This window comes from Galbitalea soli (genome assembly GCF_010686725.1).
GTDB lineage: Bacteria > Actinomycetota > Actinomycetes > Actinomycetales > Microbacteriaceae > Galbitalea > Galbitalea soli.
In genome coordinates this window covers 1254164-1278699 of sequence record NZ_JAAGWZ010000001.1, presented here as the reverse complement: position 1 = coordinate 1278699, position 24536 = coordinate 1254164, and the positions used below count along the sequence as shown (strand labels likewise).

Below are 24536 nucleotides of genomic sequence, written 5' to 3'. Positions count from 1 at the left end.
CCTGGGTGCGGCCCTCGAGGATAACGGCGGTGATAACCAGTCGGGCGATCGTCATCCGTCATCGTGACCGGTGCAGGGTTTCCTATGTCCTGACACACCGGTTTCCTATGTCCTGAACCCAGACACCTCCAGGGGCACCATATGAGTGTTACTGCAACTTCCAACCCCTTCCACGGGGGCGGAGAGCAGAGCTTCAACGAATTCATCGATCAGGCCATCCTTCGGGGTGGCCTTTTCTGCTGCCGGGCCGTGGTCGCTCCATGCTGCTCTAGCGACTGAACTGGGATCGCTTGATTCTGTACTCTGCGCAATCCAGCCGCGCTCGACTGCGAGTAGTTCGCGGAGCGGTGACTTCAACTCGTCCCCAATCACCTCGTCGTTGATGACGTAGATGTGCTCGAAGATCGCTTGGTTCAACTCTCGCCGGACCTCGTCGCTTGCGCGCTGGTATAGCTCGTAGGGATGCTCGAGCAGGCTGACGTGGGCGTCGATGTATTCGACACCGGAGCTGATGTCGTCGGTGACGGTGGTGAGCTCGTCCTGAAGTGCCGAGCGCTTGCGAGTGATGTCGCGAAGTCGTGCTCGGACCCGGGAGGTATCGATCTCGGGGTCGGCAGCAAGGTCAAGTAGGTTCTCTTCCTGAACCGTGAGTCGGGTGATTTGCTCTTGAATCTGTTCCTGCAGTTGGTGGCGTGCACCGGCTTGGTCTTCGAGGGTGCTCTTGAGGCGGTCGCGAATGGCTGTGACGAACTCGGGGCGGAAGGTGATCGTCTTGTAGTGCTCCTGCACGGCAGCCTCGACTCGGTCGTTGGCGGAGTAGGGCGTGTCACACGTGTGATCCTGTACCCCGCGGCAGAAGAAGTACTCGTAGGTGATGCCGTTGGGGCGCGGGATCTTCATCTGAATCATCCGGCGATTGACCTTGTCCTCCAGCCGGCACCGACCACACCACAGGGTTCCCTTCAGGTAGTGGTCGTGCTTGCGCTTCCGCTCGCCGGCGTACCCGCGCGAGTTCATGAGTGCCTGCACCCGCTCGAAGATCTCGTTCTCGATGAGGCGGGGGTGCCGTCCTTCGTACCACTCTCCCTTGTAGCTGACTTCTCCGAGGTAGTAGCGGTCGCGCAGGAGAGTGTGGACTTTCGAGTCCGAGATGGGGCCGCCCGCTCGGCGGGCAGTTGGTCGTGTCGTCAACCCTCGGTCGGTGAGCTGTTCCGCGATGTCCTGGAACGTGTATTTGCCCGATGCGTAGAGTTCGAACGCAAGCTTCACGAATTGAGCGCGTTCTTGATCAACTCCGATGCCACGGAACTCACGCCCCTCGACTCGTTCGATGGTGTTCAGGTAGCCGATGGGCGCGCGCCCGAGCGTGCCCCCGCTTTTCGCCTTCTGCCCCATCTTGTAGGCGATGTCGGCCCCATCCTCGCGTGAACGGTACTCGTTGAACGCGGCCAGGATGCCATGCATGAGTTGCCCCACAGGAGTCGCATCGATGGATTCAGTGGCTGACACAAGCGTGACACCACGCTTCTGTAGGTCGGCCATGACGATGGCATCGTCCGTGCGGTTGCGGGCGAAGCGGGAGAGCTTGTAGACGATGACGTAGTCGACGTCACGGTCGCGGCGGATGCGTTCGAGCATCTGCTGGAAGGCGACGCGTTTGCTCATCTCGGTTCCCGAGATGCCGGCCTCGACATATTCGGCGACGACCGTCAGTCCCAGCTGCTCGGCTTTGCGTTGGCAGGAGATGCGCTGCGCTGGGATGGAGATGCCTTCGGGGTCGTAGTCGGTGTTGACCTGGCCCTTCGACGACACACGCAGGTAGACGACCGCTCGCGAGCCCGGAGTTGCGACCCTATCAGCGACCGAGTTGATGATGCTGAGCTCGTTCTCGTCCACACCGCGCTCGTCGATTGCGCGCGCAGGTCGCAAGGGTGCGGGCGCAGCGACGAACGCTGAGGATGGGGTGGTTTCGGGCAGGTTCATTGCTGCCCTCCTTTCGTCGGAGTGAGGGCAGACTCGAAACCGGCGTTTCGAGAGAGAGGTGATGGAGTGGGCGCCCCATTCAGGGATGGGCTGGGACGCAGGCCCGACGCGATTTTCGGCATCGGTTGTGGTCTCCGTTTACCCCCTAATTTTACCTCGTTCGGCCCGAATTTGAGCGGATGTTGACTATTCCGCATCGGTCGACGTCTGCCGTGGGAGAACACGCTTTCGGCTGGACGCTGGTGTTTGGGCGGGCTACTTGTTGAAGGCATAGAAGCCGCCGTCCTTCTCGAGGATGTCGTAGACCTCCCGCACCTGTTCTAGCACGATGCCCTCGTCGAAGGTGACGGCTTCGTGTGGCAGCCCGTTCTCAGCGGTCCATTGCCCGAGGGCGGTTTGCCATTCCTCGAGCGGACTGAGGGCGTAGATCAAGCCGGAGTAGGTATCGAAGTGTCCGACATAGAACTCGTGGAAGCTCTCGACCAGGTTGGTTGCCGACCCGTCCACGTCGGGCAGCGTGAGGAACGCTCGGAACGCCGGGCTCTCGATCAGGGGTAGCGATTCGAGGTGCTGGACGATGGCCTGGATCTGCGGCCCGTCCACAGTCGGGGGCAGGTGGAGCGACAGCGTTTCGCCGCTGATGGTGAGCTCACTGCGAAGCAGCTTCGGCGGGCGTAGGAACTGCGGTCCCTCAGTTGCATCGGCCTCGGACGAGGTCTCAAAGTCGGCGTTGTTGACCTTCGTCGTGAGGTAGGTGCCGAGCCAGTCGATCCAGCCGCGGACGGTTCCGAGCGTCTGTGGGTGGCCGTAGATGCGAAGGTACTCGGCGCTCAGGGTGTCGGGGGTGCCGGTGCGGGTGCGGGCGTACTCGGCGAGGGCCGAGTCACGTCCGAGCCCGCGCGAGAGGACGTGGGCGATCAGGGCGGCGGTGTTGTCGTCGATCTCGCGGCCCTGCTCTCTGGCGAGTTGGATAGCGGCGTCGATGGTGGTCTCGAAGTGCTTGGCACTCCTCGTCAGGCGCTGCACGTTCAACTCGGGCGGAATGCTGTTCGGGGTCAGTTCGGGTGGGTTCATGATCGGTCTCCTGCGGTGAACAGGACGTAACGTCCGAGGGCATCGACCCAGTCCTCACGTTCGAGGGGAACTCGGACGTCGCCCAGTTCCTGCAGCATGGTTTCGGGGTCGAGGTGGCCGGTTGCGGCGAAGCGTTCGAGGGCGCTGCCGGGGCCGTCGTGGATGGTCGCGGCGATGATCCGCGCGAGCGTCTGGCTCTGTGCTTCCGGGTCCATGGACAGCATCAGGTTGATGACCTGGATGGCTTTCTCGCTCTGGTCCGGGGCAGCCGTGGTGGTGATGGTTGGTGTCATGAGGTTCCTCCTTTCGAGTTAGTGATCAGATCGGGGTCCGGGCTGAGAACGCGGATCGCCTCAGCCCTCGTGGTGACGGTGAACATGCCGGGGTCGAGTCCCGGGGTGGTGTCGATGCTGCGGCGAATCTTGTCCGCCCGAGGCTGGTCCGGGGCGACCCACACGACCAGCGGGAAGAGGCCGTTCTTGGTCTGCTCGACTCCGGACTGGTGGTGGGCTTGGTAGGTGACGCACTTGCGCACGATCGCTGGCAGATGCTCGGTCGCACGGTCCACTTCGACGAAGCAGTGCGCTTCGAACTGGCTGTCGGCGGTGACCACGAAGAGGTCGGGCTTCAGCGTGATCGCCGCGCCGCTGGCTCCGGTGTGCTCTCGCCAACAGGTCGGTTCCGTCTGTAGGTCGAGTAGCTCGAAGACCCCGAGGCGGGCCCGTTCGGTCAGGGCGACGGTGAGGTCGGCGACCTCGAGCGTGTGCTCCATGAACATCGTGGTGGGGGCGACAAAGCGGCGTCGGTCGGCGTCGGCACGCTGGGCGCGCAGGTAGCGTTCGCCGGTCGCAGCTAGTTGCCAGACGGTTCCGGCAGAGCCGTGTTTGATGCCGCCGATGCGCCGCGGCAGACGTGCGATCAGCCCGTGAGCTTCGAGTCGCAGCAGCACTCGGGTGGTGCCGCGGGTTGCGGCGGGAACGTTGAGGTGCTCGCCGAAGACTCCGGCTGGGAAGTGGAGGCGTTGGATCAGGCGGGTCGATAGCATCCGGAATTGCTCGATGCTGGTCAGGATTTCCTTGTCCCTCATCGTGAGCTGCTGGTCGAGTTGTCGGATCTTGTAGGGGGTCCAGGTGACCGTCATGAGCGGCCTCCCTTGATGCGGGGGCAACGCAGAGTGCGGGGCAACTGCAGCACAGTCCCATCCCAGTTGCCGCCTTGTTCGGCCACAGGTGGGGCCACAGGGGTCGTGTTCATCGTCGTGACCGGAATACCGAACGGTACAGCGACCGGAATACCGGCACCAGAGGTCACTAGGGTGTTGGTGGGCATCGTGAGGCGGTTCATGGTTGCCTCCGTGCTCGACGATGCGAGCCAGCCGACTCCGATGTCTCAGGCAGCGACGAGGCGACGTCGGCGGGGTCCGTGGTTCCCGGCTCGGGGATCGTGACGGTTCTGCCGCCGTAGCTCGTGCGGCTCGCTTCGCGGATCTTGCCGCCGTGGCCGGACGGGTTCACCGGCGGCAGCGTGGTTGCGGAGAACCATCCGGAGGGTGCTCCGGCTTCGACGAGGTTCGCGTAGATCTCGTAGGGGGGCAGCGACTGGAAGTCCTCAGCGGTGAGGCTTGTGGCCATTCGGGCGAGGTGTTGGGCGTCGTCGGGGCCGACGGCGAAGGCGATCTTGGAGCGGGCGTTGGCGTCGAACGCCGCACGCATCCCGGGCGAGAGTTGGTCGCGGAACTGATGGGCCAGATGCCAGCCGACGCCATAGGAGCGTGATGTAGCGAGGGCGTCGGCGATGGAGGTCGGCAGGTTCAGGAACTGCTGCACCTCGTCGACGAACACCATGCCGGGACGCTTGGTCGGGTCGGTTTCGTTGGCACGTTCGAGTGTGGCCATCCACACCTCAGCCACGATCAGGCTCCCGAGCAGCTGTGCCGCACCCGGGCCGAGGAGGGCGTCGTTCAGGGGCACGAGTACTGCGGTGTTGCCGTGCTTGAAGATGTCGCGGAGACGGAACGCTGGGCGGGGTTGTCCGAGGACGGCGACGAGGTTGGAGCGCAGCAGGAACTTGCGCAGCTTGTTCATGGGCGGCCCAATCACCGCCGCACGTTGCCCAGTGTTCATCTCTTCGAACCCAGCCCAGAACGAACCCAGCACGGGGTCGCCCGCTATCGCGCCGACGACGGTGCGTCGGAAAGCGGCATCGGTGAGTAGTCGTGGCAGATCGATCAGGGTGTGCGGTTCGTTCTTGTCCTCGCCGGCGCGGGCGAGGGTGAGAAGGCCGGCGTGGAGGAGGTCTTCGGTGCGCGGTCCCCACCCGTCGGTGAAGACGGCCTTGAGGGCGGCGAGGATGCCATCGACGACAACCTCTGCCGGTCGTCCGGCGGTGTCGAGCGGGTTGAACCCGACGGGGCTCTTCTCAGCGGCATCGAGGATGACGATGTGGCCAGCCGCATCTTTGGGGGCGTGGTCAACGATGTAGTCGACGAGTTGGCGCTTCGGGTCGATCACCACAACTGGGCGGCGAGCCTCGATATCGGCGAGAGCCAGGCGGGCGAAGATCGTGCTCTTGCCCGACCCGGTCGGTCCCGTGATGATCACGTGTTGGAGGCGACCCGCGGCCGTGATCCCGATCTTGCGGGTGTCGCCGGGCGCGTTGCTCGTGGCGAACACGGCCTCCTTAGGTGTGAGCGTGGCCGGTGCAGGGATGCGTTTCGGGTGAGCACTTGGCAGGCCCGGAAGTTCGTTTTCGCCGATCGGCCAGCCAAGGAACGGCACCAGCTCGAGCGCAGTCGCTCTCACACTCGGGCGACGCGATAGCGTACCGGCCTGAAGCGTTTCGGGGCGGTCGGGAGCCAGGTCGATGTGGACGCCGGGGGCGTCGAGTTCTTGCAGGCTGCCGAGGAGTTCGTGGGTGAGGGCGCGGCGCCGCTCAGGGGTGGTGGCGGTGACGCCGATACGGATCGTGGTCTCGATCGTCACCTGCTCGACGCGGTCTTTCATGAGATGGCGAAGCTCCGCTGACGCGGGCCGCTGCCCCACTGTGATCGCCTCCCACACAGTGCGGTGCGGGTCGGCCACCTTCCCCGGAAGTAGGCGTGGGCGGTGGGTGCGCCCGAGGACGACTTGGAGGACGAGTTGCTCGCTTGTGCGGCGAGAGGTCAGTGCGGAGTAGGAGGAGTGGACGACCTGCTCGATCGTGTTCACGGAGAGCGGTAGCGAGCCGCTGACTCGCAGCAAGCGAGCCGCATTAACAGCAGCGCGAGTGGGGGTACCGGTGACACGGCTTCCCGGCATGTGATCGCCGAGCAGCCGTCCCACGCGGGACTGCTGTTCGCTTGAGGTGCCGAGCAGGTAGTGGATGCCGTCGTCGTCGGCGCGGGTCTCGAAGACCAGCGGACGCGGGGCATCCTGTTGCGCTAGCCGTAGGAGGAGACCGGCTACGGCATCGAGTTCTACTGGGCGACCGAGGTGGGCGTGCTGGAAGATGAGCGCGCTCATGACGCAGCCTCCTTCCCGCCCTCGCTGGCACCGGACTGGTCCGCGTCAGTGGTGCTCTCCTCGGCCCGTGTTTCGGTCGTGGCGCGGCGGGCGTCGGCTTCGCGTTGGGCTTGGGCGAGGCTGGCGGCGACAATGATTCGAGCGATCTGCTCGGGCCGCAGATCGTGGTTGAGCTGGCTGAAGACCCAGACGCGGCGGTCGTGGGCTTTGCGGTAGCGGCGTGACGTGTGCTTAGACATGACGAACCTCCCTTCTCTTGTGCTCCGATGTGAGTGCGGTCGGGAGCGTTCGTAGGTAGGCCCGCTTTGGGGTGACGCTTGTTATGAACTCATTGACGAGTGCTGTCAATACGTGTTGTGCATTCCGCAACACTTCGACAGAGCTAAACGTGCTCATGATTGTTACCACCGATTCCGGCGAGATTGCACGATCCGCACCGTGATCCAGATGGCCGCGACGATCCCGGCGATCAGCAGGAACCAGCCCCAAAACTGGGCCAGCATCTGCACGGCCAGGTAGAGCAGCACGATCCCGGCGAGAATGGACAGGCAGAACGCGACGAAGCGTCTGGCGAGCGAAGTAGGTTCGTTGGAGGACACCGTTCATCCCTCCCGGTCTCCGTTGGTGGTGCTCTGCGCGGCAAAGTCGCTCGGTACCGGGAATCCTGGGATGGTGATGTCGGAGTCCACTTCGTTGCCCCAGATCGACCAGTCCTTGAGGCTGTTCGGACGCTGGCGCGCGAACAGTTCCAGGTAAGGGCCGTCGAGAATGCGCTCGATCAGCGGGATCATTTCAGCCGGCTTGCGGGAGTGGTCTTCACGGGGGAACAGCAGCGTCGAGCGCTGCCCGTGATACTTGAACGGTGCCTTGCCACGCACACCGTGGAGGAGGATCTCGTGGGAGCCGCGGAAGTAGTTGCCGAGCCCGATGTAGTACTTGTCCCACACCGCGTTCGTCACATAGCGGAAGCCCCACGCCTCCATCACCTCAAGGCCGGCGGGCAGCGCGGCGTTGGTGACCCACAGCAGCAGCGTCGCATTGTCGGCGGCGAGTTCGCCGACCGGCATCGCCTTGATGCGGTCGAGGGTCATCAGGTCGTAGTGGGCGACCGCACCACGGGCACCCGTCTGGGCGATATCCCAGGGCGGATCGGCGTAGATGACGCGGAAGCTTTTGGGCTTCGCGTTCTGGTTGGTCGTCTCGATGTTCATGTACTCCTCCTTCTGTACCCGCATCAGGACGGGTGTCGACGAACGGTTATGGTCTGGATCTCTCCGACCGGCAATATTCCGATCGGTAACGTTGCGCATCGACCGGACAGTGCGACCGGATACCCGTTCACCCCCGTGACCGGGTCGGTCTCGATGGGGATGATCGTGCTGGGCTTGATGATGTTGTGGAATGAACAACGGGAGGGCCGACCGGACATGCGTCGACCCTCCCGTTGGGTTGGGGCTAGAGCTGGGTCGGCGGCACCTTGCCCGAGGCGAGGAACGACTCACGGATAAGCGCCTTACGCGCCTCGTGGGCGTCCCCACCGAGCTGGTTTGCCAGCTGCAGGATGGTGGCGCGGAGCTGCATCTGCGTGCGATCGAGCTCCGCCTCGATGCGCGCGGCGCGGCGGGCGCGGCGGTCACGCAGCCAGTTCACGAGCAGCCCCGTCCACTCGATCGCCCACGAGATCAGGCCGCCCAGGAGCAGGAACGGCAACGCCAGCAGGACGAGGTACGCCATGAGCTACCACCGCGCGATCGCCTGCGCAGCACCGGCCGCGTAGGAGTCGACGATGTGCTTGTAGCGCGCCTCGCCGAGTGGAGCGACCTCGATGAGGTGCGCCTCGAGCGCCGACAGCGCGCCGACGTTCTGCAGCGCCGTGTTGGTCAGGAACGCACGTCCCTGCTCACGCACGTCCGCCACCAGCGCCTGCGCCTGGACCCGCTCGATCTCACGACCCGCCTGACGCTGCATGCTGCCGCTCATCTGCGACAGCCCATTCGAGCTGAACGCCCCACCCAGGGGAGCCAGCTCGGTCTTCGTGTTGAACACGGGGACCTTCCTTCGGTTGTTCCAACGAAGCCCGGGACCGAACCTCTGAGTAAATTGGAGCAATCCGCCCCTACCTACGTCGTGACAGGAAAGTGACATCCGTGCCTGACGCCGACCTCGAAGCGAAGGTTCTTGACGACCTCAAGATGCTTCGTAAGTTCTCGAACGGCGTCACGGTGCACACCCTTGCTGAGGCATCGACGATCTGCCGTCTCCTTGGCGAAGGCGACCCCTACGTCGCCTACACTCGCCTCCAACACGCCCTTCTCGACGCCACTTCTGACCGGACCGTCCGTGCGGCAGCTGCCTCGTTGGGACTAACCAGCGAGGGTCAATCCCACCTAGACCGACTTGAAGATGCCGGCGCCGAACTCGGCGGAATCGATCAGCGGCAAGCTCGTCGCCTCAGCGACCGCGGGCTAGCAGTGATCGCGAAACTTATCGCCACGAATTGGACCGTGGAGGCGGTGCCCGAACTCACCGCACTAGTGAGCACGACACCGGAGGTCTGCCAGATCATCATCACAACCCAGAAGCCGAGCGTTATCTACATGAGCGAACCCGAGATCGAGCTCTGGGTGGGCTCGGGGCGAAGATCAGCGGACACGACGTGGGAGTACGTCGATCGCGGCGGAACTGAGATAGCCCGACCTCACTTGCCGCTCGAAGTGCCAAACGGTGGTGTCGAGACTTCCGCCACGATCGTCTGGCGCGGCGAGCTGTGGCCGAAGTACACGGTCCGATGGGTCGATGTGGCCAAGGGTGTTGCCTCGGAGACGCTGGGCAACAAGCTCATGCTCCGATTCAATTTTCGTCAGGATGACTAGTGCCGACCGGGTAACGTGTCAGCGCCGAGCTTCGAGTGCGGCGAAAGCAAACCGGACCACTCGATGCGGCAAGCTCACCTCGGTCCCAGAAATCCCCAAAGGCCTCACTGGCAATAACGCCGATATCCCTTTCGCTCGTCTCGTCGAACTGAACTACGGTCCGGCCTACCCACATCTGCCAGCCTGAGGGAAATTCCATTGCGGAACTCTGGCCTGGGATATAGATTCGAGGTCCCCTACCCGGAGGAAGAGACAACATGGCGACACATCAAGACCTCCGATGGTCGCCCCTCGCGTTGGTCCCTGAGAGGGCGGGCATAGACGTGCCGTTTCCGTTGGAGGAGATCCGGGCCTATCCAGAGCTCAGCGGGCGCAGCGGGGATCTCCTCATCATCCAGTTGCGTAGCGGCATCGGCGTTACGAGGAAGCGACAGGCAACGCTGCGGTCTCTCGGATTAGCCGGAATCCGCACGTCATCCTTAAGGTCGAGTCGCGAACCTGGCATTTTCGGCTATATTCGGGCGGTCCGGGATCTCGTGGGCGTAGTTGAGCTGGGTGGTATTATGTATAGGAGCGCTCAGTTGAGCGCGAGGTCTACCCATCTGCAATACGAACGAATTGAATACGGCAGCAATACTCGACCTGGTGGTCTAGTGCGCAACTCAGACGGAGAGTACTTCGTCTTCGAGTCCGATCGAAACGGACTGCTTCTTAACTGGTCCACGAGCCTATCGGCTTCCGAAGCGTTCGAGCAGTTTCAGCAGTCGTTCATCGATGAGGGAACACCACTTCGGGTTCGAAGCGGTGAAAGTGCTTCCATGGTGATGGTTTCCGGTCGACATGACCCGGGTCACAGCCCAATCACGCACGACCGCACGCTGGATTCGGGAGACGGCGACTGGGAGGAATACCAAGTCGATCCTTCAAACCTGATCGGTGAGATGCCTACTGAAGAGGCTATAGATCTTATTCGTCGGCGAGATCTGCCGGTCGTAGCTGCGCGCATTGCCTTTCGCGATGTCTTTATGACGTGGCATCGACCCTATGCTCGTTTTATCGACAGCGACGTTGAGTCGGCAGAGGTTGGCGTCTATCTCAACGATCTATCACGGATCAATGGCGCTCGACGTTTTGTTCGGAATGCCGGCCGCGCGAGGTTTTTCTCCGAGGCTGACATAACAATTCTGGTGAGGGAACGTGGCAATCCAAAACACATCTGGATCTGAGAAGCCGTACTTCCGGTGGGTTCTTCAGCGGGATGTGGTCGTCCCACTCGAAGGATTAGAAGGGCTCGCGGACGTTCGGACTTCCACCCTAAACCCGAGCCGTACAACTAAGGGTCAGCACAGAATTCGCTACAAGACCACCCTCGGTCGTCGAATGGCCGTTCAGGCAAAGTCCGACGTGGAGCGGTCGAAGTACACGTTCGTGCCGAGTTCGGACTCGATCCGTGCGAGAGGCCACACTTGGGAACACTCCGGCGCAACGTCCGGCGGGAGCGCGTTCGTGTGGACGAGGGGGATTGCACACTACACCCGCGATGAGGGCGGACTCCCGAGCGCGACGATAACAGTTCAGGTCTGGGGCGACTCGCCCGCCGATCGTCCCCTTGAGGGCCGCGTTACCATTCCGGTGAAGTAGCACGTGAGCGCCCAGGGAACTTTCCTTGCTTCCACGGGTGTGGCCCTCGTCTGCGTGTTTTTCTCGTTATGGCAGGGGAAACGCCTCTCGAGAGAAATCGACCGTGTACGCCCGTTGCAAACATCGGAAGCGACGTTGGCCCAAAGCCCCGAGGTTATCCGTGCCTATATAGGACAGTCTCTGGAAGTTGCGTATGGCTTCCCGGCCGCGGCTCTGACCATTGTCGCGTTTGGTGATCTTCTCGAGTGGTCTGGACTCACCGGCATTTTGCTGGTCTGTGTCGCGGTCGCAGCAACGCTGTTTTTCGTCTGGTTTGTCAGTCCTTCGCGAGCGGGGTTCTTTCTGAAGTTCAGGCTGTTCGACGTGTCTATCGTGACTTGGGCGGTTCTCGCCGCCAACATCGCGGGCTTGATACTCGCTTTCACAGCGGAGCTGCCGGCTTCCGAGCCGCTAGTTCACTAGGGACCAGAGTCGGTTGGGCGCGTCATATCTGTTCGTCATGCCCAAGCTGCTGCACGAATGAGAAGACACGAGTCAATGGTGAGGCGGGCCTGATTTTGGCTTCAAGTCGACCAACAATCGTTGCGCAATAAACAACGTCCGCGACCGGAATATTGACGCGCCACGTCGTCCGCGCATAATTATCCGCACGCTTCCTCGTCTGAGAGCGGCTTTGCAGAGGAACCCATCCGGGTTCGTCGGCCGCTCAAAGAAGAGGAGGTGTGAGCATCATGACCGATGCCTCACTCGCCGGGACATTCCCGGTAACCAGTCAGATGCGAACGCTCGCCGTCCGCATCACCGAGGACCTGCGTGCGCAGTTGGACGTCATCGCACAGCTCAACGATCGCAGCGTCACCGAAGAGATCCGTCTCGCCCTCGAAGCCTGGATCGTGACCAGCAAGTCCGACCCGAAGGTGCTCGCTCGGGCTGAGACCGTTCGTGCTGAGATCGAGCGTGAGGCCAAGACCAAGCAGAGCGCGATCGAGGCCATCTTCGGCGGCAAAGCACCCTCGGGTGCCACTCGCGATAGGACGAAGCCGCCGGCAGACGCCTGACTAATAACGCGGTCGTCCCAGGATTGAGCACTCTGTGCTATCCCGGGGCGATCGCCACAGCCACTCGTTGGTGACCTGCGGCTTATGAGAGAACCATCCGGTTCTCGGCCGCTCACATCAAGGAGGAAGTCATGGTCACGGGCATCTTCGTACCCAGCAAAGGCGAACCGCAGTTGCGGGAGTTCAGAGGACTCAGCGACTACCAGCGCGCCGTTGGAGGACTGATCGAAGCTGTGGAAGTCGCCGCCCTCGGCATCACGGTCTACGTGAACGAGGAGGGGCTTCTCCGGCAACTGCCGTCGAACATACTAGTCACCCTGCTGTGTTTGAAATGGTCACCCGAACTGGGACCGCGCTCAGAGCTAGTTGGTAACGCGGTCATCGTTGGCTCTCCTGACGCCAGCGGTGCGGCTACAGACGTTCCGGCATCAGTGCCCTCGCTCCTGGCTGCAATGCGGCCAGAGGTCCAATAGCGCATTTCAGTACAGATGATTCTTGATCTCAAGGGGATCGGGTCACGCCGAGGCGGCAGCCTGAGCGTCGAAAGCCCATGGGGTTTGCGACGCTCGGCTGTCGCCTTTCTCACATCTTGGACGATCGTGAATCTATCTGGGTGGGCCTAATCGACTGCTCGACGAGCACGTAGCGCAATCGCTCCTGAAGGCTTCCTTCTGCCGTGCGTCCGTGCCTGTCGCTGACGTACTGGTGCCAGCGGGAAGGGTGGCGCGGTCCGTTCCCGATCGTCCAAACGGGGACGCCTTCGCCGCGACGCGCAAGCTCCCGCTCGACCCAACGGACTTGGGCAATGAAATGCTGTCGAGCAATGCCACTGATTCCCCCGAGACCCCATCCCAGCACGATGTGATCTGCCGAATGGATGAGGTTGCGGACTTTTGGTCTGGCACGATGCCATGAGCCAGGCCGAACGCCAGCCTCACGAATGTCGTCGGTACTCGCGGTAGGCACAGACAGGAGATTTGCGATCTGCACGAGGTCGCATTCCAGCACTTCTCGCAAGGCCTCGAGATGACGAAGTGTCGCGCCGCCGTTCCCTAGAGGAGGATTGATGAGGATGGCACCCAAGATGGCAGGAGAACGAGCTGATCCATCGAAGGCCTCGTCCTGTTCTCGGCTAAGCAATTCAACAAACCTCTCTGCAAATGGTGCCGTGGTCGGACCGACAAGCTAGCTCTTGCAGCTACAAGGAGTAGACGCCTCGACCGAGATCCTTCCGACGCTTGACCTCACCCTTTACGACCAGTGTCTCTAACTCCCAGCGGAACTCGTGCTTCCACCGCACGGCTCCGGTGGAAACTTCCAGCTCGTCGTCGACCAGATGTGGGTGATCGCGCTCAACCGCGCGGTAGAGATCTCTGATCGAGAGAGGGGCACCGGCTTGCTCACTCCGCAGGATTTTCGGTATCAATCCTGCAAGGTCCTGGCGTCTCGTCATCTTCTGAGACTAGCGATTCGCCCCCTTCCTTCGACCCGAGCGCGCGCGATTCCGACCGAATTGAGCTTGATCGGCGAGCTGTCTCCCGCTCGACCCGCGAGTAGGGCATGCTTCACGGAGCTGCCAGCCTTGACTCTCTGCGAGGATGGTCGGAGCTGTACGAATTAGGAAGGTCCCCGTGCCCCAAGAACAACCACTCGAGTTCGAAGAAGTCGAGCAGGGTCCGGTCGACGAACGCTACCGCACTGACCTCGGCGTCATGTATCAGGCGAAGGTCGAGCACTTCCTAGCATCGGATCACGCGAAGCGACTGGAAGGCACAGTCAACCTCATCTTCACTTCGCCGCCCTTCCCGTTGCAGGCTCCGAAGAAGTACGGGAACAAGACAGGCGACCTCTACTTGAACTGGTTGGCCGAGTTGGCACCTGGCCTCACCAAGCTCCTAGCGCCTGACGGTTCGATCGTCGTTGAGCTCGGCAACGCATGGGAAAAGGGACATCCAGTGATGTCGACCCTCCCGTTGCGAGCACTCTTGAAGTTTCAAGAGTCCGGGGATCTCTTCGTGAATCAGCAGTTCATTTGTCACAACCCGGCTCGACTGCCCTCACCGATCGAATGGGTGAATAAACAGCGGATACGGGTAAAAGACACGTATACGCACGTCTGGTGGATGGCCAAGACCGAGCGGCCGAAGGCAGACAATCGACGCGTACTGGTGCCCTATAGCGCATCCATGAACAAGCTGCTCGAGACCAAGAACTACAACGCTGGCGCACGTCCTTCGGGCCATGTCATCGGTGAGAAATCATTCTTCACCGACAACGGCGGCGCAATCCCCCCCAATGTTCTGGAGTTTCCAGAGGAGGAGTCGGAACAGGAGCTTGTTGATCTTCTCTCCGAACAATTCCCGAGCAACACCCTGCGATTCAGTAACACGGCGGCGGGGACGCCGTATCGCGAGTATTGCCGCGCGAATGGGGTCGTAGCGCACCCGGCGCCCATGCAGCTGGATCTCGTCCGGTTTTTCGTGAAGCTCCTGACGGACGAAGGTGATCTCGTCTTCGATCCTTTCGGCGGAAGTAACACCACCGGGTCGGTAGCAGAAGAGCTGAAGCGAAAGTGGATATCGACAGAGCCTCTTTATGACTACATCAGGGGGTCAGTGGGCCGCTTTCCAAACTTGCGCAAGGAGCTTGTCTTACCCTCCGAAACGGACTGACTTCGATTAGGTCGTTGCTCTGGGCATGGCCGATCCTCCAGGGTCGCGATACCCTCAGCTTTAGTAACCGATTGACTGGGGCATTCATGGGCGACGCAGCACAGCAGTTGCGTTCTGTGCCCTTTCGCGAAAACTACTCCAGCAGTATCGGATCGCTCCTCAACGAGTTTTATATCCCTGCTCTTTCCAGCTCGGTGGCGTACGACCGAGCAGCGGGATACTTTTCATCTGCGATCTACGCACTTGCTCCTGTTGCCTTTAGCGAGTTCGTGTCTCGCGGCGGCAAGATGCGCCTGCTCTGCTCGCCGCATCTGAGCTCTGCAGATGCGAATGCGCTGCTCGAGCTTCCCGCAGGTGAGCGCCCGACGACACTTGAGGTCGCGGCCGCGTCGCTAGCAGCGCTCGCAAATGGCACTCATCTCGAATCTCGGGCGGCCGCTTGCTTGCGTGCGTTGATAGATGCCGGTGCGTTGGAGATCAAGTTCGTAACCGCCGGTCAGACCGGTCTGTTCCACGACAAGATCGGGGTCTTCACCGACTCTGGTCGGGATCACGTTTCGTTCATCGGCAGCGCGAATGAGACCGCTGCAGCAATGGTTCAAAACCACGAGCAGATCGAGACTTTCCAGAGCTGGGTGAGTGACGACGCTGGGCGGCGTTGCAATCGGCATCGTGAACAGTTCGAAGACACGTGGTTAGGCCTTCGCCACGGATTGAATGTGACGAGCGCCGCGGATGCTGCTGACCTTATTCTCCGGATAATCGAGCAAGAGCCACTCGATGAGATCGTGGAAGCTTTCCGCCAGGCAGTTGGCAGGGCCGAACTCCAACCAGAAGCGATCGCTTTGCGCGATTACCAGGAAGCGGCTCTCAAGTCGTGGGAGGCCGGGAGCAACCGGGGCATCATTGCGTTCGCGACCGGAGGTGGGAAGACTCGCACCGCGCTCGAAGCTGTTCGCCGATGGACTAGTAACGGCAAACCTGCGCTCATCATGGTTCCGTCGGAATTGCTTCATCAGCAATGGGAGTCCGAGATACGTGAGTTGCTACCGAACGCGGCGTTGCTCCTGGCCGGTGCAGGGCATCCCTGGGAGGCGTGGAGTCGACGCATCGGTGATTACACGCTGGACGATGCATCTCTGGGACAACGGATCGTTCTGTCGACCTATCAGACGGCCGCGACGGCTCGCTTTGTGGGTCTCATCCGCGATGGCGAGCACTTGCTCGTCGTAGGGGATGAGGTGCACTCGGTTGGTGCATCTCATACTCGGCGGGTACTCGAAGACATCGATGCTGGCGGACGCCTTGGTCTGAGCGCTACTCCGGAACGCTTTGGTGATCCCGTTGGAACCGCTGCAGTCTTCGACTACTTCGGAGAGATTGTCGAGCCTAGATTCGGCCTTCGAGATGCCCTTGCTCAAGGGTGGCTCGTTCCGTATGACTACGCCTTTGAAACCTGCTCTTTGACTGAAGACGAGGAGGAGAGGTGGAATGCTTTCTCGACCCGAATAGCTCAGGAGATAGCTCGCAACAACGGCGATCTCACGGAAGCTGCGCTGCAGCTACTTCGACAACGCGCCCGAATCTCGAAGCGGGCCGCAGGCAAGGCAATTTTGGCCAGGCAAATCCTCGCCGCTCAACACAAGCCCGGAGACAGATGGCTGGTGTACTGCAATGACGTCGAGCATCTCCGTGAGGTGCGCAGAGAACTCGAATCTCTTGGTCTAGATCTCATGGAGTACCACTCGCAGAACGACGCGAGCCATGAGGCGACTCTCGACTATTTCACGCATCGGGGTGGGGTGTTGTTGGCGATCAAGTGCCTCGATGAAGGGGTGGATATTCCACTCATTAACCGGGCGCTCATTTTGGCTTCGTCCACAAACCCTCGCGAATACATCCAGCGACGCGGTCGAGTACTGCGACGCTCTCCTGGGAAGTACAGCGCGCGGTTGTTCGACGTGCTTGTCGTTAATCGGGATGGAGCAGCCTTGACTCCGAGTGAGGTGACCCGAGCAATCGAATTCGCTGGCGACGCGCGAAATGTCGCCCCGCGTGTGTACCTTGAGCAATTGTTGGCAAGTTCCTCTGGTGCCGTGGCCGCACCTCCGTGGGACCTAGAGGAAGACGAATGAGAAACAGAACTGTGAGCACCCGATGAGCAACTCAACTCCGATCTCACCGCGCCAAGAGGCGCTCGATGCCATCAAGCGGGCGAAAAGCGAAGTGGCCGATCCATCTATTTCCGACTCGGCTTGGGAAAGCATCGTTGGGATTGCTTGGGAGCACCGCTCACAAACCGGCGACCGCAGGGATATTCAACGCGACCTCCGTGTGGTGCTCCTCGAGGCCTCAAGAGAAGGAGGTGTAGACGGTGCAGCTGAGTGAGATAAGTCTCGACAACTGGGGGCCGTTCTACGGCAAGCACTCGATCGAGCTCGATGTGACAGCCGCTTCACCGGTTGTTCTGTTTCGCGCGGAGAACGGTCGCGGTAAGACGAGCCTGCTTCGTGCGATCGTCTGGTGCCTGTACGGCTCGATGAGTGATCAAGACGGCACTCCGCTCGACCTGGACCGGATGGTAAACGTCGATGCTCTGCAAGATGGAGACGTCAAGTTCGGTGTGAGCCTTCGCTTCACCCACAAGGGGGCAGAGTACGTCTTGCACCGCTCAGGCAGCGCCATTGAGGATCGACCGGGCAAAGTTACGTTGAGTCACCCCGCAGTCGACCTCAAGCCAGCGGGTGGGCAGCCATTTCCCGCTGCCCAAATCCCAGAGATCATTGACGGCATCTTGAGCCGAGAGATTTCAGACTTCTTCTTCTTTGACGGCGAGATGCTGAACAGCTTCGAGAAGCGCCTGCGCGACGACCAGTCGACTTCACAAGGATTCGTTCGTGCTCAGGTCGAACGAGCGCTCGGCCTCCCGTTCATGACCATGCTCGCAAGTGACCTCGACGTTCTCCAGAGCGACCTGACGACCAACTTGGAAATCGTCATTCGGAAGACGCAGAAGCATGCTGGTCTCAGTGAGAAGTACTTGAAGGCTAAAGACGAGCTTCAGGGAGTCGAGTCGGACCTCGCCGAGATTCGCACCCAGGAGAAGGCCGTCGATAAAGAAATCGCCGACCTGGACGCGGAGCTTGCGAAGGTCGATCAGATCAAAGATCTGTTCTTCGAACGTAAGAATCTTGAAGACGAGGTGGCCAAAGCCGAGACCAACATCTCAGATCTACAGGCATGGCTTGCACGTGAGAGTGAGAAGAATTGGTGGCTTGCTGCTGCGGGCACCTTGAAGGCCGCACTGGACGATGCCGAGGCCGAGCGAGATGCTCTCACCGAAACGGAGAGGCAGCGCTACGGACTTGAGTTCCAGATCGGTCAAGTGGAGAAGCAGCTGTCGAGCGGAGTGTGCCCAAGCTGTGGGCAGCCCACGCATGATGAACATGAGAAGCGCGCCGAACTCGAAAAGCTGAATGCCGAGTTGGCCGAAGTGCCGTCGACCTCGATCGGCGACGTCACTGCCCGCCTGGGACGCCTTCGACCTTTCAGTGCGGGCGCTGCGACAATCCAACGAATCTTCGACCTCGAGCAGGATCTGCGGAGGGCCAAGGTCCATAACGATCGGCGCAAGTCCCGCATCTCCGAGATCTCGGAGCGCATCAGCGACAATACTCCCGACATCGGCAGTCTCGAACGAAACTTGCTCGACAAGAAGGACACCAAGCGTCGAATCAGCAATGCGCTTGCTGTATTGGATGAGAAGCGCGCCAGCCTCAAGTCGTCGGTTCAGGATCTGGGCTCGCAGATCGCGAATCAGCCTGAAGTAGACGAAACCGAACGCCGTCTCCAGAAGACGGTGTCTGAGGCCCAGGAACTCGTCGCGAAGTCTTACGACAGCTTCCGCCAGTCCATGCGCGAGAACATCCAGGCCACAGCCTCGGATCTTTTCATGCGCCTCACCACCGAACCGGACTACACCGGCATCTCGATTACTGATGACTATTTGATAAGCGTGCTCGATCACGATCATCACCAGCAGTACATGGTCTCCGCGGGCGTCAACCAGATTCTGACGACGGCGTTCATCGGTGCTTTAGGCGAGTGTTCCGTAGAGGAAGCTCCTCTTGTTATGGACACCCCCATGGGACGGCTCGACGTTGGCCATCGCAGCGGGGTGCTCAAGTGGGTGAGCACGTTTACGAGTCAGGTGATCTTGTTTGTGCAGTCCGGTGAGTACGACCCAGATCGTGACGCCGGCCTTCTCGCGGGGAAGATCGGTCGCGAGTACACGATTAATCGCCTCACGGAACGTCGCTCCGAAGTGAAGGTGGCCTGACCATGAGTGATGTGACGTCGCCAGCAGTGGTGGATGACAAGACCAACATCAGGACGAGCGAAGCGACTGCTGATGTCCTTGAGCTCCTCGTGAAACAGGGCCACTTCGTCACGCAGCTCGGCGCATTCCAAGCGGCCGCGATGTTGGCGCTTCGGAAAGAGCTCCCCGCAGTCGACATCCCATCTGCCGGGGGTCTGAATTATAACCAAGGCTCGTTCAAGCAGGTCATCGACTTTCTCACTTGGTATGTTCCAACCCCCACACCGGCGCGTTTGCTTGAGCAGCTCGGCAACGCGGGCGCGGCCTACATCGGTGAAAAGGTGAGAAGCGGCGGCTACACGCTTACCGAGATATTCGAGATCGCTCAGCCAGACGCAACCGCCTAAGGTCTCGTCGACCGTGAACTCGGAGAGCGGCGACCCTCGGTTGCTGGTCGACCTGCTCGAGCAGATCGAAGCGAGTAATCCCGAGGCACTTGCGCGACAATCGAGCCGCGAAATCGACTTGCTTATTGGTCGCGATCCGAGCCCGATTGTGATCCCTGATGGGCCGATGTCGCGCAGGTACCGTCGAGCGAAGAAGTCGCGGGGCACGTTTGACTGGTATCAGCCCTTGTTGGCGGCTGTGCCCCTGTTGGATGTTGAAGGCACCATAGAGGCCGCCAAGTCGATAGAGGTAGGCCTTTTCGCTCGCGAGCGTCTGTCCAAGCTTGATCCGGCCCAGACACCGAGACAGGATTTGATCGACCTTTACAGCCTGGCTGAACGTGGTGAGCTTGAGTACGAGAAGTTGCTTCTTTCGAACGTCAGGCTCGTGTTCCATTGGGCGAAGCCCATGGCCAATTCGGTCGGTGCCGACTGGGTTCAGGACGCGTTCCAAGTCGGATTCATGGGACTCATGCGCGGCATTCAGGGATGGGACTTCCGTCAGGGCTTCACGCTCAGCACCTACGTTTCGTGGCACATACGCCAGACAATTCAGCGATGGCGCGCGAACGAGACTGACCTCATTCGGTTGCCGGTCCATGTGACGGACAAACTGAAAAGCGCGTCCCACGAACTATCTGCCCAGATCCAAGAGGCAGTAACTCGAAGCAGACAGCTCGTTCCTCTGGACCTGCTCGATCTGAAAGAAGCAGGAAGCCGTTGGGACGGGGGACTGGAGGAGGTGCTCGAGAGCGTCTTCCGGAGGCGTGCTCTTGACCAGCTTCTCAACGCACTTCCTGAGCAAGAGCGCAGGGTTCTGCGATTACGCACTGGTTACCAGGCGGGAGGGGAACCAAGAACCCTAGAAGAGATCGGGCAGATCTTTGGGGTGACGCGCGAGCGAATAAGACAGATCGAGAAGAAGGCTCTTGAGCGCTCACGAAAGCTGCTCCAACATTCCATGTAGGGCCGCGGCTATGTCAGAGTGACCATGCTCAGTGTCTTAGTCGCCGGGAGGTATTTGAGCCCGACTGCCACCTTCATTGGGTGAGTCTCGTCGCGAGGCAGCTCCAGCGCGATAGTGAATTGCACGGTGCCATCGACGTTGTGTTGCAGCCGGTAGATGTAGTCGTGATCCAATTCGGCTCGAATCGCGGAAGCGAGCTCTTCGCGGGAGTGCTTGTCCAGGCCGGCGATCTTCAAGATCTCACCCTTGGCAGATTGCAGGTAACCGAACTTGGCTTCGGGCAGCAGTACCTCGAAACCGTCCAACGACATTGGTTCATCCGAGATGGCGTTGAGCGAGACGAGCACGTCCTCCTGGTATTGAGGAGTCACTTCCGATTGGATCTTGTAGGAGAGCAGTGGCGAGAAGAGCTCGCTGTTGGCGCTAACGACCTTGTATCCGTTCTCCTTGAAGGGGTAGCCGATCTCGTTCGAATCTCCAACCCACGGGTCATCCCCGCCGTGGTCAACAAGCATGAACCCCTTGTGTTTTACAAAAGCGGTGGGCAGCGTCGACCCCGCGATGGTGCGAAACGCAGAGTTGTAGGTCGTTCGCACGTAGCCGAGGTAGCCAGGGCTCGCGAGGAATCCGTTATGCACAGCGTCGCGCTGACCTTCGGTGAGGTGGTTGAGATACACGCAGAAGAGATAGTCCTGACCCCACCCTTGAAGGTCGCTAGTCACGAATCCGGCGTAACGTGCCATCTCGCGGACGGCTTGGGGGTGCAGGAAGATATCGCCAACTAGCACGCTCAAGGTTGCTTGGGGCTCGAGTAGGGGAATGAGCCGCTTGGCGATGGCCCTTCCGTACATTGATGAGCCGATGAGATCGATGTTGAAGAGCAGGGCCATTTCATGACGGGAAGTCGAAGGGATAAGGGCCGGACTCAGCGCGTCGTAATTGACACCGACCTTTGCCAGTTCGCTCTGGAGGGTCGTGTGGTGCTCGCGAATGAAACCCCCGAACTCCTCGGGTGACATCTTGAACATCTTGCGAGCGACTGTGAGGCCCACGCCGTCCCTAGCGTTGAGAGTCAGAATCGAAGACATGGCTTGAGCGTAGAGCGGAGGAGCGTTCGATGCGATTAGTTGCTCGTGAGCTGTGGCCGGATCTGAACACCCTCAGATCGAAGAGCGTTGAGCACAGTGTGGTTGTCGAAACCCAGGCGCCTTCCGATGGCCCCACTTGAGTGTCCTTCCACGTAAAGTTCGACGGCCCGCTCAACATCGGCTGGCTTCATGCCCGACGAGGTATCAATTCCTCTGCCCTTGAGCACCTTCGCGACAGTGGTGCGTGACACCCGCATCTCGCGGGCAACCTGCCTCATGTTTCGGACCTCGAGGTATCGCTCGACCAGTTGATCCAGTTCCTTTTCTCGCAACTGTCGGGCGGATTGAACAGCGGGCTTATCGGCCTCAGCGCGTCGAGCGGACTCAGTCGATCGGAAGAGCAACGCCTGCGGAGAGAAGCGATTCAGCGGAGGGTTCGAGTAAACCTGTAGGAGGCGCGGCCGCCGATGATGCCGAGATCCAAGACCTCCAGGCGAAGCTGGACGCGGGTGGCGTTCAGCAAAGGCTCGCCGTGGCGGAGGCGCTTGCGATAGCAGAGGAGGAGCGGGCCGAGCTGAAGAGTGGGCTCGAGAGGGCCCACCCGGAGATGCAACTCGCCGAGAAGTCGCTGAAGTAAAGGTACGAGACACACATCAAGGACCGCGACGATTCGATCGAGCGGCTGCGGGACATGAACGCCAAGCTGTCGACCCGGTTTGTCGGCGAGACGCTTGAACTCCTTGCCCAGGTCACGAACACGTCCACCTGCATCGCTGCCATATCCGCTCGCCTCGCCTCAAACCTTCTGGCCTCTGTGCTGCCCTTCATCCACGAAGTGAAACTCTTGATCTCCGTGCTTCAGCGAGGCAACTGTGCCTGTGGAATCGCGGACTGGACCAAGCACGATACTCGCTCGGATTCGCTCGCGGGGTTGGTTCGGCCATCCTCATCTCCGACTGTCGCGACTGTGTACTTGTCGAGGTTGACGACGTCACCTGCAAACAGTCTTAGGTCGGTCCGGCGCGCACAGTTCAACGCCCACAAGTTCAGACCGCCGAAGCGGTCGGCGATTGCGTCGGGATTGTCGCCGGCGGCCACGATGTAGGCGGCCGGCCTGCCGGCGCCGTCGCTCGTCGTGGAGCCCATGGCACCGGGTTCCTTCCCGCCGTCCGTGACCGAATTTGGACCGTAGCGTGGATCACACGGCGCCAACTTCGACGCGCCTACGCAAAGATCCAGGATCGCTGCAGGTAGCAGAGCTTGAACTTGAGATCTGTGGACGGTGAGTCCATTCGCGGGTGTCGAGACAGACTCCCGGTAGGGGGCGCAGTCAACCGCGTTATAGAGATTCCGTAGCGAACTTGCGTCCCCCCGGAGGGCCGGCGCGATGACCTCCCACTGCCAGACATTGTCGTCATCCGCATGCGGCATGCGACGCCAGAGGCTCAAATTCGTTAGGGCTAGCTCCTGCGCGAACCGGTCCCCTTTCAAGTAGGCCGACTGCCAAGCACACCGGAAAAAGGTCGAGACGAATGGCTTCGCATCCGCTGCGGTGGTCGCCTGGCCAGCGGGCAGTCGCCGAGGGAAAGCCTGACCCACCGGTAGCGCGTATGGCCAATCCCTAACCGCAGCCATGTATGGCCCCTGGAAAGAGGCTGCTGCAGACGGAGATCCAAGATGTCGCGTGTGAGTCGCGGCACTGCTGTAGGCGACCACTCCACTCGTCAAAGCGACGATTATTGCGAGAAGGCCAACCATCCCGACACCCGCGATGACCCATCGTCTCATTTGTCCTCCTTAGTGAGCGGTGACGACCAAAGCGTGTATGCAAGACAGAACAAGCCGACGCCCCCGGACGTCAGTGCCAGACACACCGACCAAATGTGAAGGTTTTGCTCTGCAGACAGCAGCACTGTTGTCGTGCGCGCCATTAGCTGGAGGCCTTGGAATAAGACGACCTGAGAAGACACCGTTAGCCAGATTGCGCCTACCAAGCGCGAGCGCCGTCTCGCGAACATGATCGCGGCGCACATGCTTGCGGCGACGGCTGCGGTGACCACCGCCACAGAGGGAGCGGGAGTGTGGGCGGAGGTGATATCAGAAAGCGTCAGATTACGCGCGACTGCGAGCGATCCGCCTGAGATTACTATCACCGCCAGGCAGAACATTCCAAGGTTCAATCCATTGCCCGCGAGTCGTATCAGTTGACGATATGAGCCAGATTGTCGTTGCTGCATCAGTCTCCAAAGCACATCGGCCCACGCGCCCCTTACCGCTCGTACCAATAGCGCGCGTGCTGCTCGCTTGGAATCGAGCCCCGCACGCTGCGCGTCGACCTCGTGCTCATACACTTCCGAAAGCATTTCTTCGAGCCGAGTGGACGCAACTGCTGCGGGCAATCCCCGTGTGTATACATGACACCACGCAAGAACCTTGGCGCTGGATCGCGCGAACTGTCGCGAGTCAAAGTCAGTCATGCGAACGCTGCGCCGGTGGACGAGACGAGTTGCACCAAGGGGCGTTCAGCCATGACCCGCTCGCCTTCGCCAGTCAGGCTGTACAAGCGCCGTCGTGGACGGCCTGCGGCTTCGCTGACGGTGGAATCTTCCCAACTGGATTCGAGCAGCCCCATCGCGACAAGTCTGCTCAACGCCTTATATAAAGTCCCATGACCGAGGAGCCCGCGATGCCCGTGCGCAGTTTCAATATCCTTCGCTAAGGCGAAGCCGTAGATGTCTTCGCCTTGACTCCGCAAAGAGTGGCTGCTCTCCAAGATCATGTATTCAATGTCAAGGAGTCGATTCGCTGGACGAGAGACCATACAGCGATCATAAGAATATATATTCCCATCCGCAAGAGGAATATTCATGGAAAATGTTCGCGGCGAGCGATGTTCACCGCCACTGTCGCGTCGAG

Annotated in this window: 24 protein-coding genes; 10 read left to right on the top strand and 14 right to left on the bottom strand. The window is 60.7% G+C overall.

The genetic code is table 11. From position 1 onward, the window contains the following. Positions 1-105: 105 nt before the first annotated feature. From G3T37_RS06050 to G3T37_RS06005, 10 genes are all read right to left on the bottom strand, one after another. Positions 106-1983: a recombinase family protein gene (locus G3T37_RS06050; RefSeq protein WP_163472517.1), complete on the bottom strand. Its 1878-nt coding sequence runs from the start codon at positions 1981-1983 to the stop codon at positions 106-108. A 255-nt stretch (positions 1984-2238) separates the two neighbouring features. After that, complete coding sequence (locus tag G3T37_RS06045; protein WP_163472516.1) at positions 2239-3057, bottom strand: hypothetical protein; 819 nt, start codon at positions 3055-3057, stop codon at positions 2239-2241. Further along, on the bottom strand, positions 3054-3350 hold the full coding sequence (locus tag G3T37_RS06040; RefSeq protein WP_163472515.1) for a hypothetical protein: 297 nt from the start codon (positions 3348-3350) through the stop codon (positions 3054-3056). The genes G3T37_RS06045 and G3T37_RS06040 overlap by 4 nt, the downstream gene beginning before the upstream one ends. Further along, complete coding sequence (locus G3T37_RS06035) at positions 3347-4198, bottom strand: replication-relaxation family protein (RefSeq protein ID WP_163472514.1); 852 nt, start codon at positions 4196-4198, stop codon at positions 3347-3349. Before G3T37_RS06035 ends, G3T37_RS06040 begins: the two co-directional genes overlap by 4 nt. 199 nt (positions 4199-4397) lie before the next feature. Next, positions 4398-6557, bottom strand: coding sequence for a type IV secretory system conjugative DNA transfer family protein (locus G3T37_RS06030; protein WP_163472513.1), 2160 nt, complete (start codon positions 6555-6557; stop codon positions 4398-4400). Beyond that, a complete protein-coding gene (locus tag G3T37_RS06025; RefSeq protein WP_163472512.1) occupies positions 6554-6796 on the bottom strand; it encodes a hypothetical protein in 243 nt (80 codons plus the stop codon). The genes G3T37_RS06030 and G3T37_RS06025 overlap by 4 nt, the downstream gene beginning before the upstream one ends. A 162-nt stretch (positions 6797-6958) precedes the next feature. Then, a complete protein-coding gene (locus G3T37_RS06020; RefSeq protein WP_163472511.1) occupies positions 6959-7156 on the bottom strand; it encodes a hypothetical protein in 198 nt (65 codons plus the stop codon). Positions 7157-7159: 3 nt separating this feature from the next. Then, positions 7160-7768 carry an MT-A70 family methyltransferase gene (locus tag G3T37_RS06015; protein WP_206673789.1) on the bottom strand — a complete coding sequence of 203 codons (609 nt, stop codon included), beginning with the start codon at positions 7766-7768 and terminating at the stop codon, positions 7160-7162. A 244-nt stretch (positions 7769-8012) separates the two neighbouring features. After that, positions 8013-8291, bottom strand: coding sequence for a hypothetical protein (locus G3T37_RS06010; RefSeq protein WP_163472509.1), 279 nt, complete (start codon positions 8289-8291; stop codon positions 8013-8015). Positions 8292-8294: 3 nt separating this feature from the next. After that, positions 8295-8603, bottom strand: coding sequence for a hypothetical protein (locus G3T37_RS06005; RefSeq protein ID WP_163472508.1), 309 nt, complete (start codon positions 8601-8603; stop codon positions 8295-8297). 101 nt (positions 8604-8704) lie between these two features. Between G3T37_RS06005 and G3T37_RS06000 the strand changes: the two genes are divergently transcribed. The 5 genes from G3T37_RS06000 (at position 8705) to G3T37_RS05980 (ending at position 12602) form a co-directional block, all read left to right on the top strand. Beyond that, positions 8705-9430: a hypothetical protein gene (locus G3T37_RS06000; protein ID WP_163472507.1), complete on the top strand. Its 726-nt coding sequence runs from the start codon at positions 8705-8707 to the stop codon at positions 9428-9430. Positions 9431-9687: 257 nt separating this feature from the next. After that, positions 9688-10656, top strand: coding sequence for an uL30 family ribosomal protein (locus tag G3T37_RS05995; protein ID WP_163472506.1), 969 nt, complete (start codon positions 9688-9690; stop codon positions 10654-10656). A 418-nt stretch (positions 10657-11074) separates the two neighbouring features. Then, entirely contained in the window at positions 11075-11533 is a 459-nt protein-coding gene (locus G3T37_RS05990; RefSeq protein WP_163472505.1) for a hypothetical protein, read from the top strand. Positions 11534-11802: 269 nt separating this feature from the next. Continuing rightward, the gene (locus tag G3T37_RS05985) at positions 11803-12129 is read left to right on the top strand and encodes a ribbon-helix-helix domain-containing protein (protein ID WP_163472504.1); all 327 of its coding nucleotides are present in this window, start codon (positions 11803-11805) and stop codon (positions 12127-12129) included. A gap of 131 nt (positions 12130-12260) precedes the next feature. Further along, positions 12261-12602, top strand: coding sequence for a DUF3846 domain-containing protein (locus tag G3T37_RS05980; RefSeq protein ID WP_163472503.1), 342 nt, complete (start codon positions 12261-12263; stop codon positions 12600-12602). Between the two features lie 725 nt (positions 12603-13327). On the opposite strand, the gene G3T37_RS05975 is transcribed toward G3T37_RS05980, so the two are convergent. Then, the gene (locus tag G3T37_RS05975) at positions 13328-13582 is read right to left on the bottom strand and encodes a hypothetical protein (protein WP_163472502.1); all 255 of its coding nucleotides are present in this window, start codon (positions 13580-13582) and stop codon (positions 13328-13330) included. Between the two features lie 178 nt (positions 13583-13760). Between G3T37_RS05975 and G3T37_RS05970 the strand changes: the two genes are divergently transcribed. From G3T37_RS05970 to G3T37_RS14805, 5 genes are all read left to right on the top strand, one after another. Beyond that, positions 13761-14801 (top strand): DNA methyltransferase, encoded by a 1041-nt coding sequence (locus tag G3T37_RS05970; protein ID WP_163472501.1) that lies wholly within the window; start codon positions 13761-13763, stop codon positions 14799-14801. Between the two features lie 86 nt (positions 14802-14887). Next, complete coding sequence (locus G3T37_RS05965) at positions 14888-16936, top strand: DEAD/DEAH box helicase family protein (protein WP_163472500.1); 2049 nt, start codon at positions 14888-14890, stop codon at positions 16934-16936. A 239-nt stretch (positions 16937-17175) separates the two neighbouring features. Beyond that, complete coding sequence (locus G3T37_RS05960; RefSeq protein ID WP_163472499.1) at positions 17176-19140, top strand: AAA family ATPase; 1965 nt, start codon at positions 17176-17178, stop codon at positions 19138-19140. A 2-nt stretch (positions 19141-19142) separates the two neighbouring features. After that, positions 19143-19526 carry a hypothetical protein gene (locus G3T37_RS05955; protein ID WP_163472498.1) on the top strand — a complete coding sequence of 128 codons (384 nt, stop codon included), beginning with the start codon at positions 19143-19145 and terminating at the stop codon, positions 19524-19526. Between the two features lie 13 nt (positions 19527-19539). Further along, positions 19540-20532: a sigma-70 family RNA polymerase sigma factor gene (locus G3T37_RS14805; RefSeq protein WP_163472497.1), complete on the top strand. Its 993-nt coding sequence runs from the start codon at positions 19540-19542 to the stop codon at positions 20530-20532. Between the two features lie 8 nt (positions 20533-20540). Here the strand turns inward: G3T37_RS14805 and G3T37_RS05945 are convergent, their stop codons facing one another. The 3 genes from G3T37_RS05945 to G3T37_RS05935 all read right to left on the bottom strand — a co-directional run bounded on the left by G3T37_RS05945 (position 20541) and on the right by G3T37_RS05935 (position 24399). After that, the gene (locus G3T37_RS05945) at positions 20541-21620 is read right to left on the bottom strand and encodes a hypothetical protein (RefSeq protein ID WP_163472496.1); all 1080 of its coding nucleotides are present in this window, start codon (positions 21618-21620) and stop codon (positions 20541-20543) included. A gap of 858 nt (positions 21621-22478) precedes the next feature. Continuing rightward, a complete protein-coding gene (locus G3T37_RS05940) occupies positions 22479-22766 on the bottom strand; it encodes a hypothetical protein (RefSeq protein WP_163472495.1) in 288 nt (95 codons plus the stop codon). Positions 22767-24093: 1327 nt separating this feature from the next. Further along, positions 24094-24399: a PadR family transcriptional regulator gene (locus G3T37_RS05935; protein ID WP_163472494.1), complete on the bottom strand. Its 306-nt coding sequence runs from the start codon at positions 24397-24399 to the stop codon at positions 24094-24096. Positions 24400-24536: the final 137 nt, after the last annotated feature.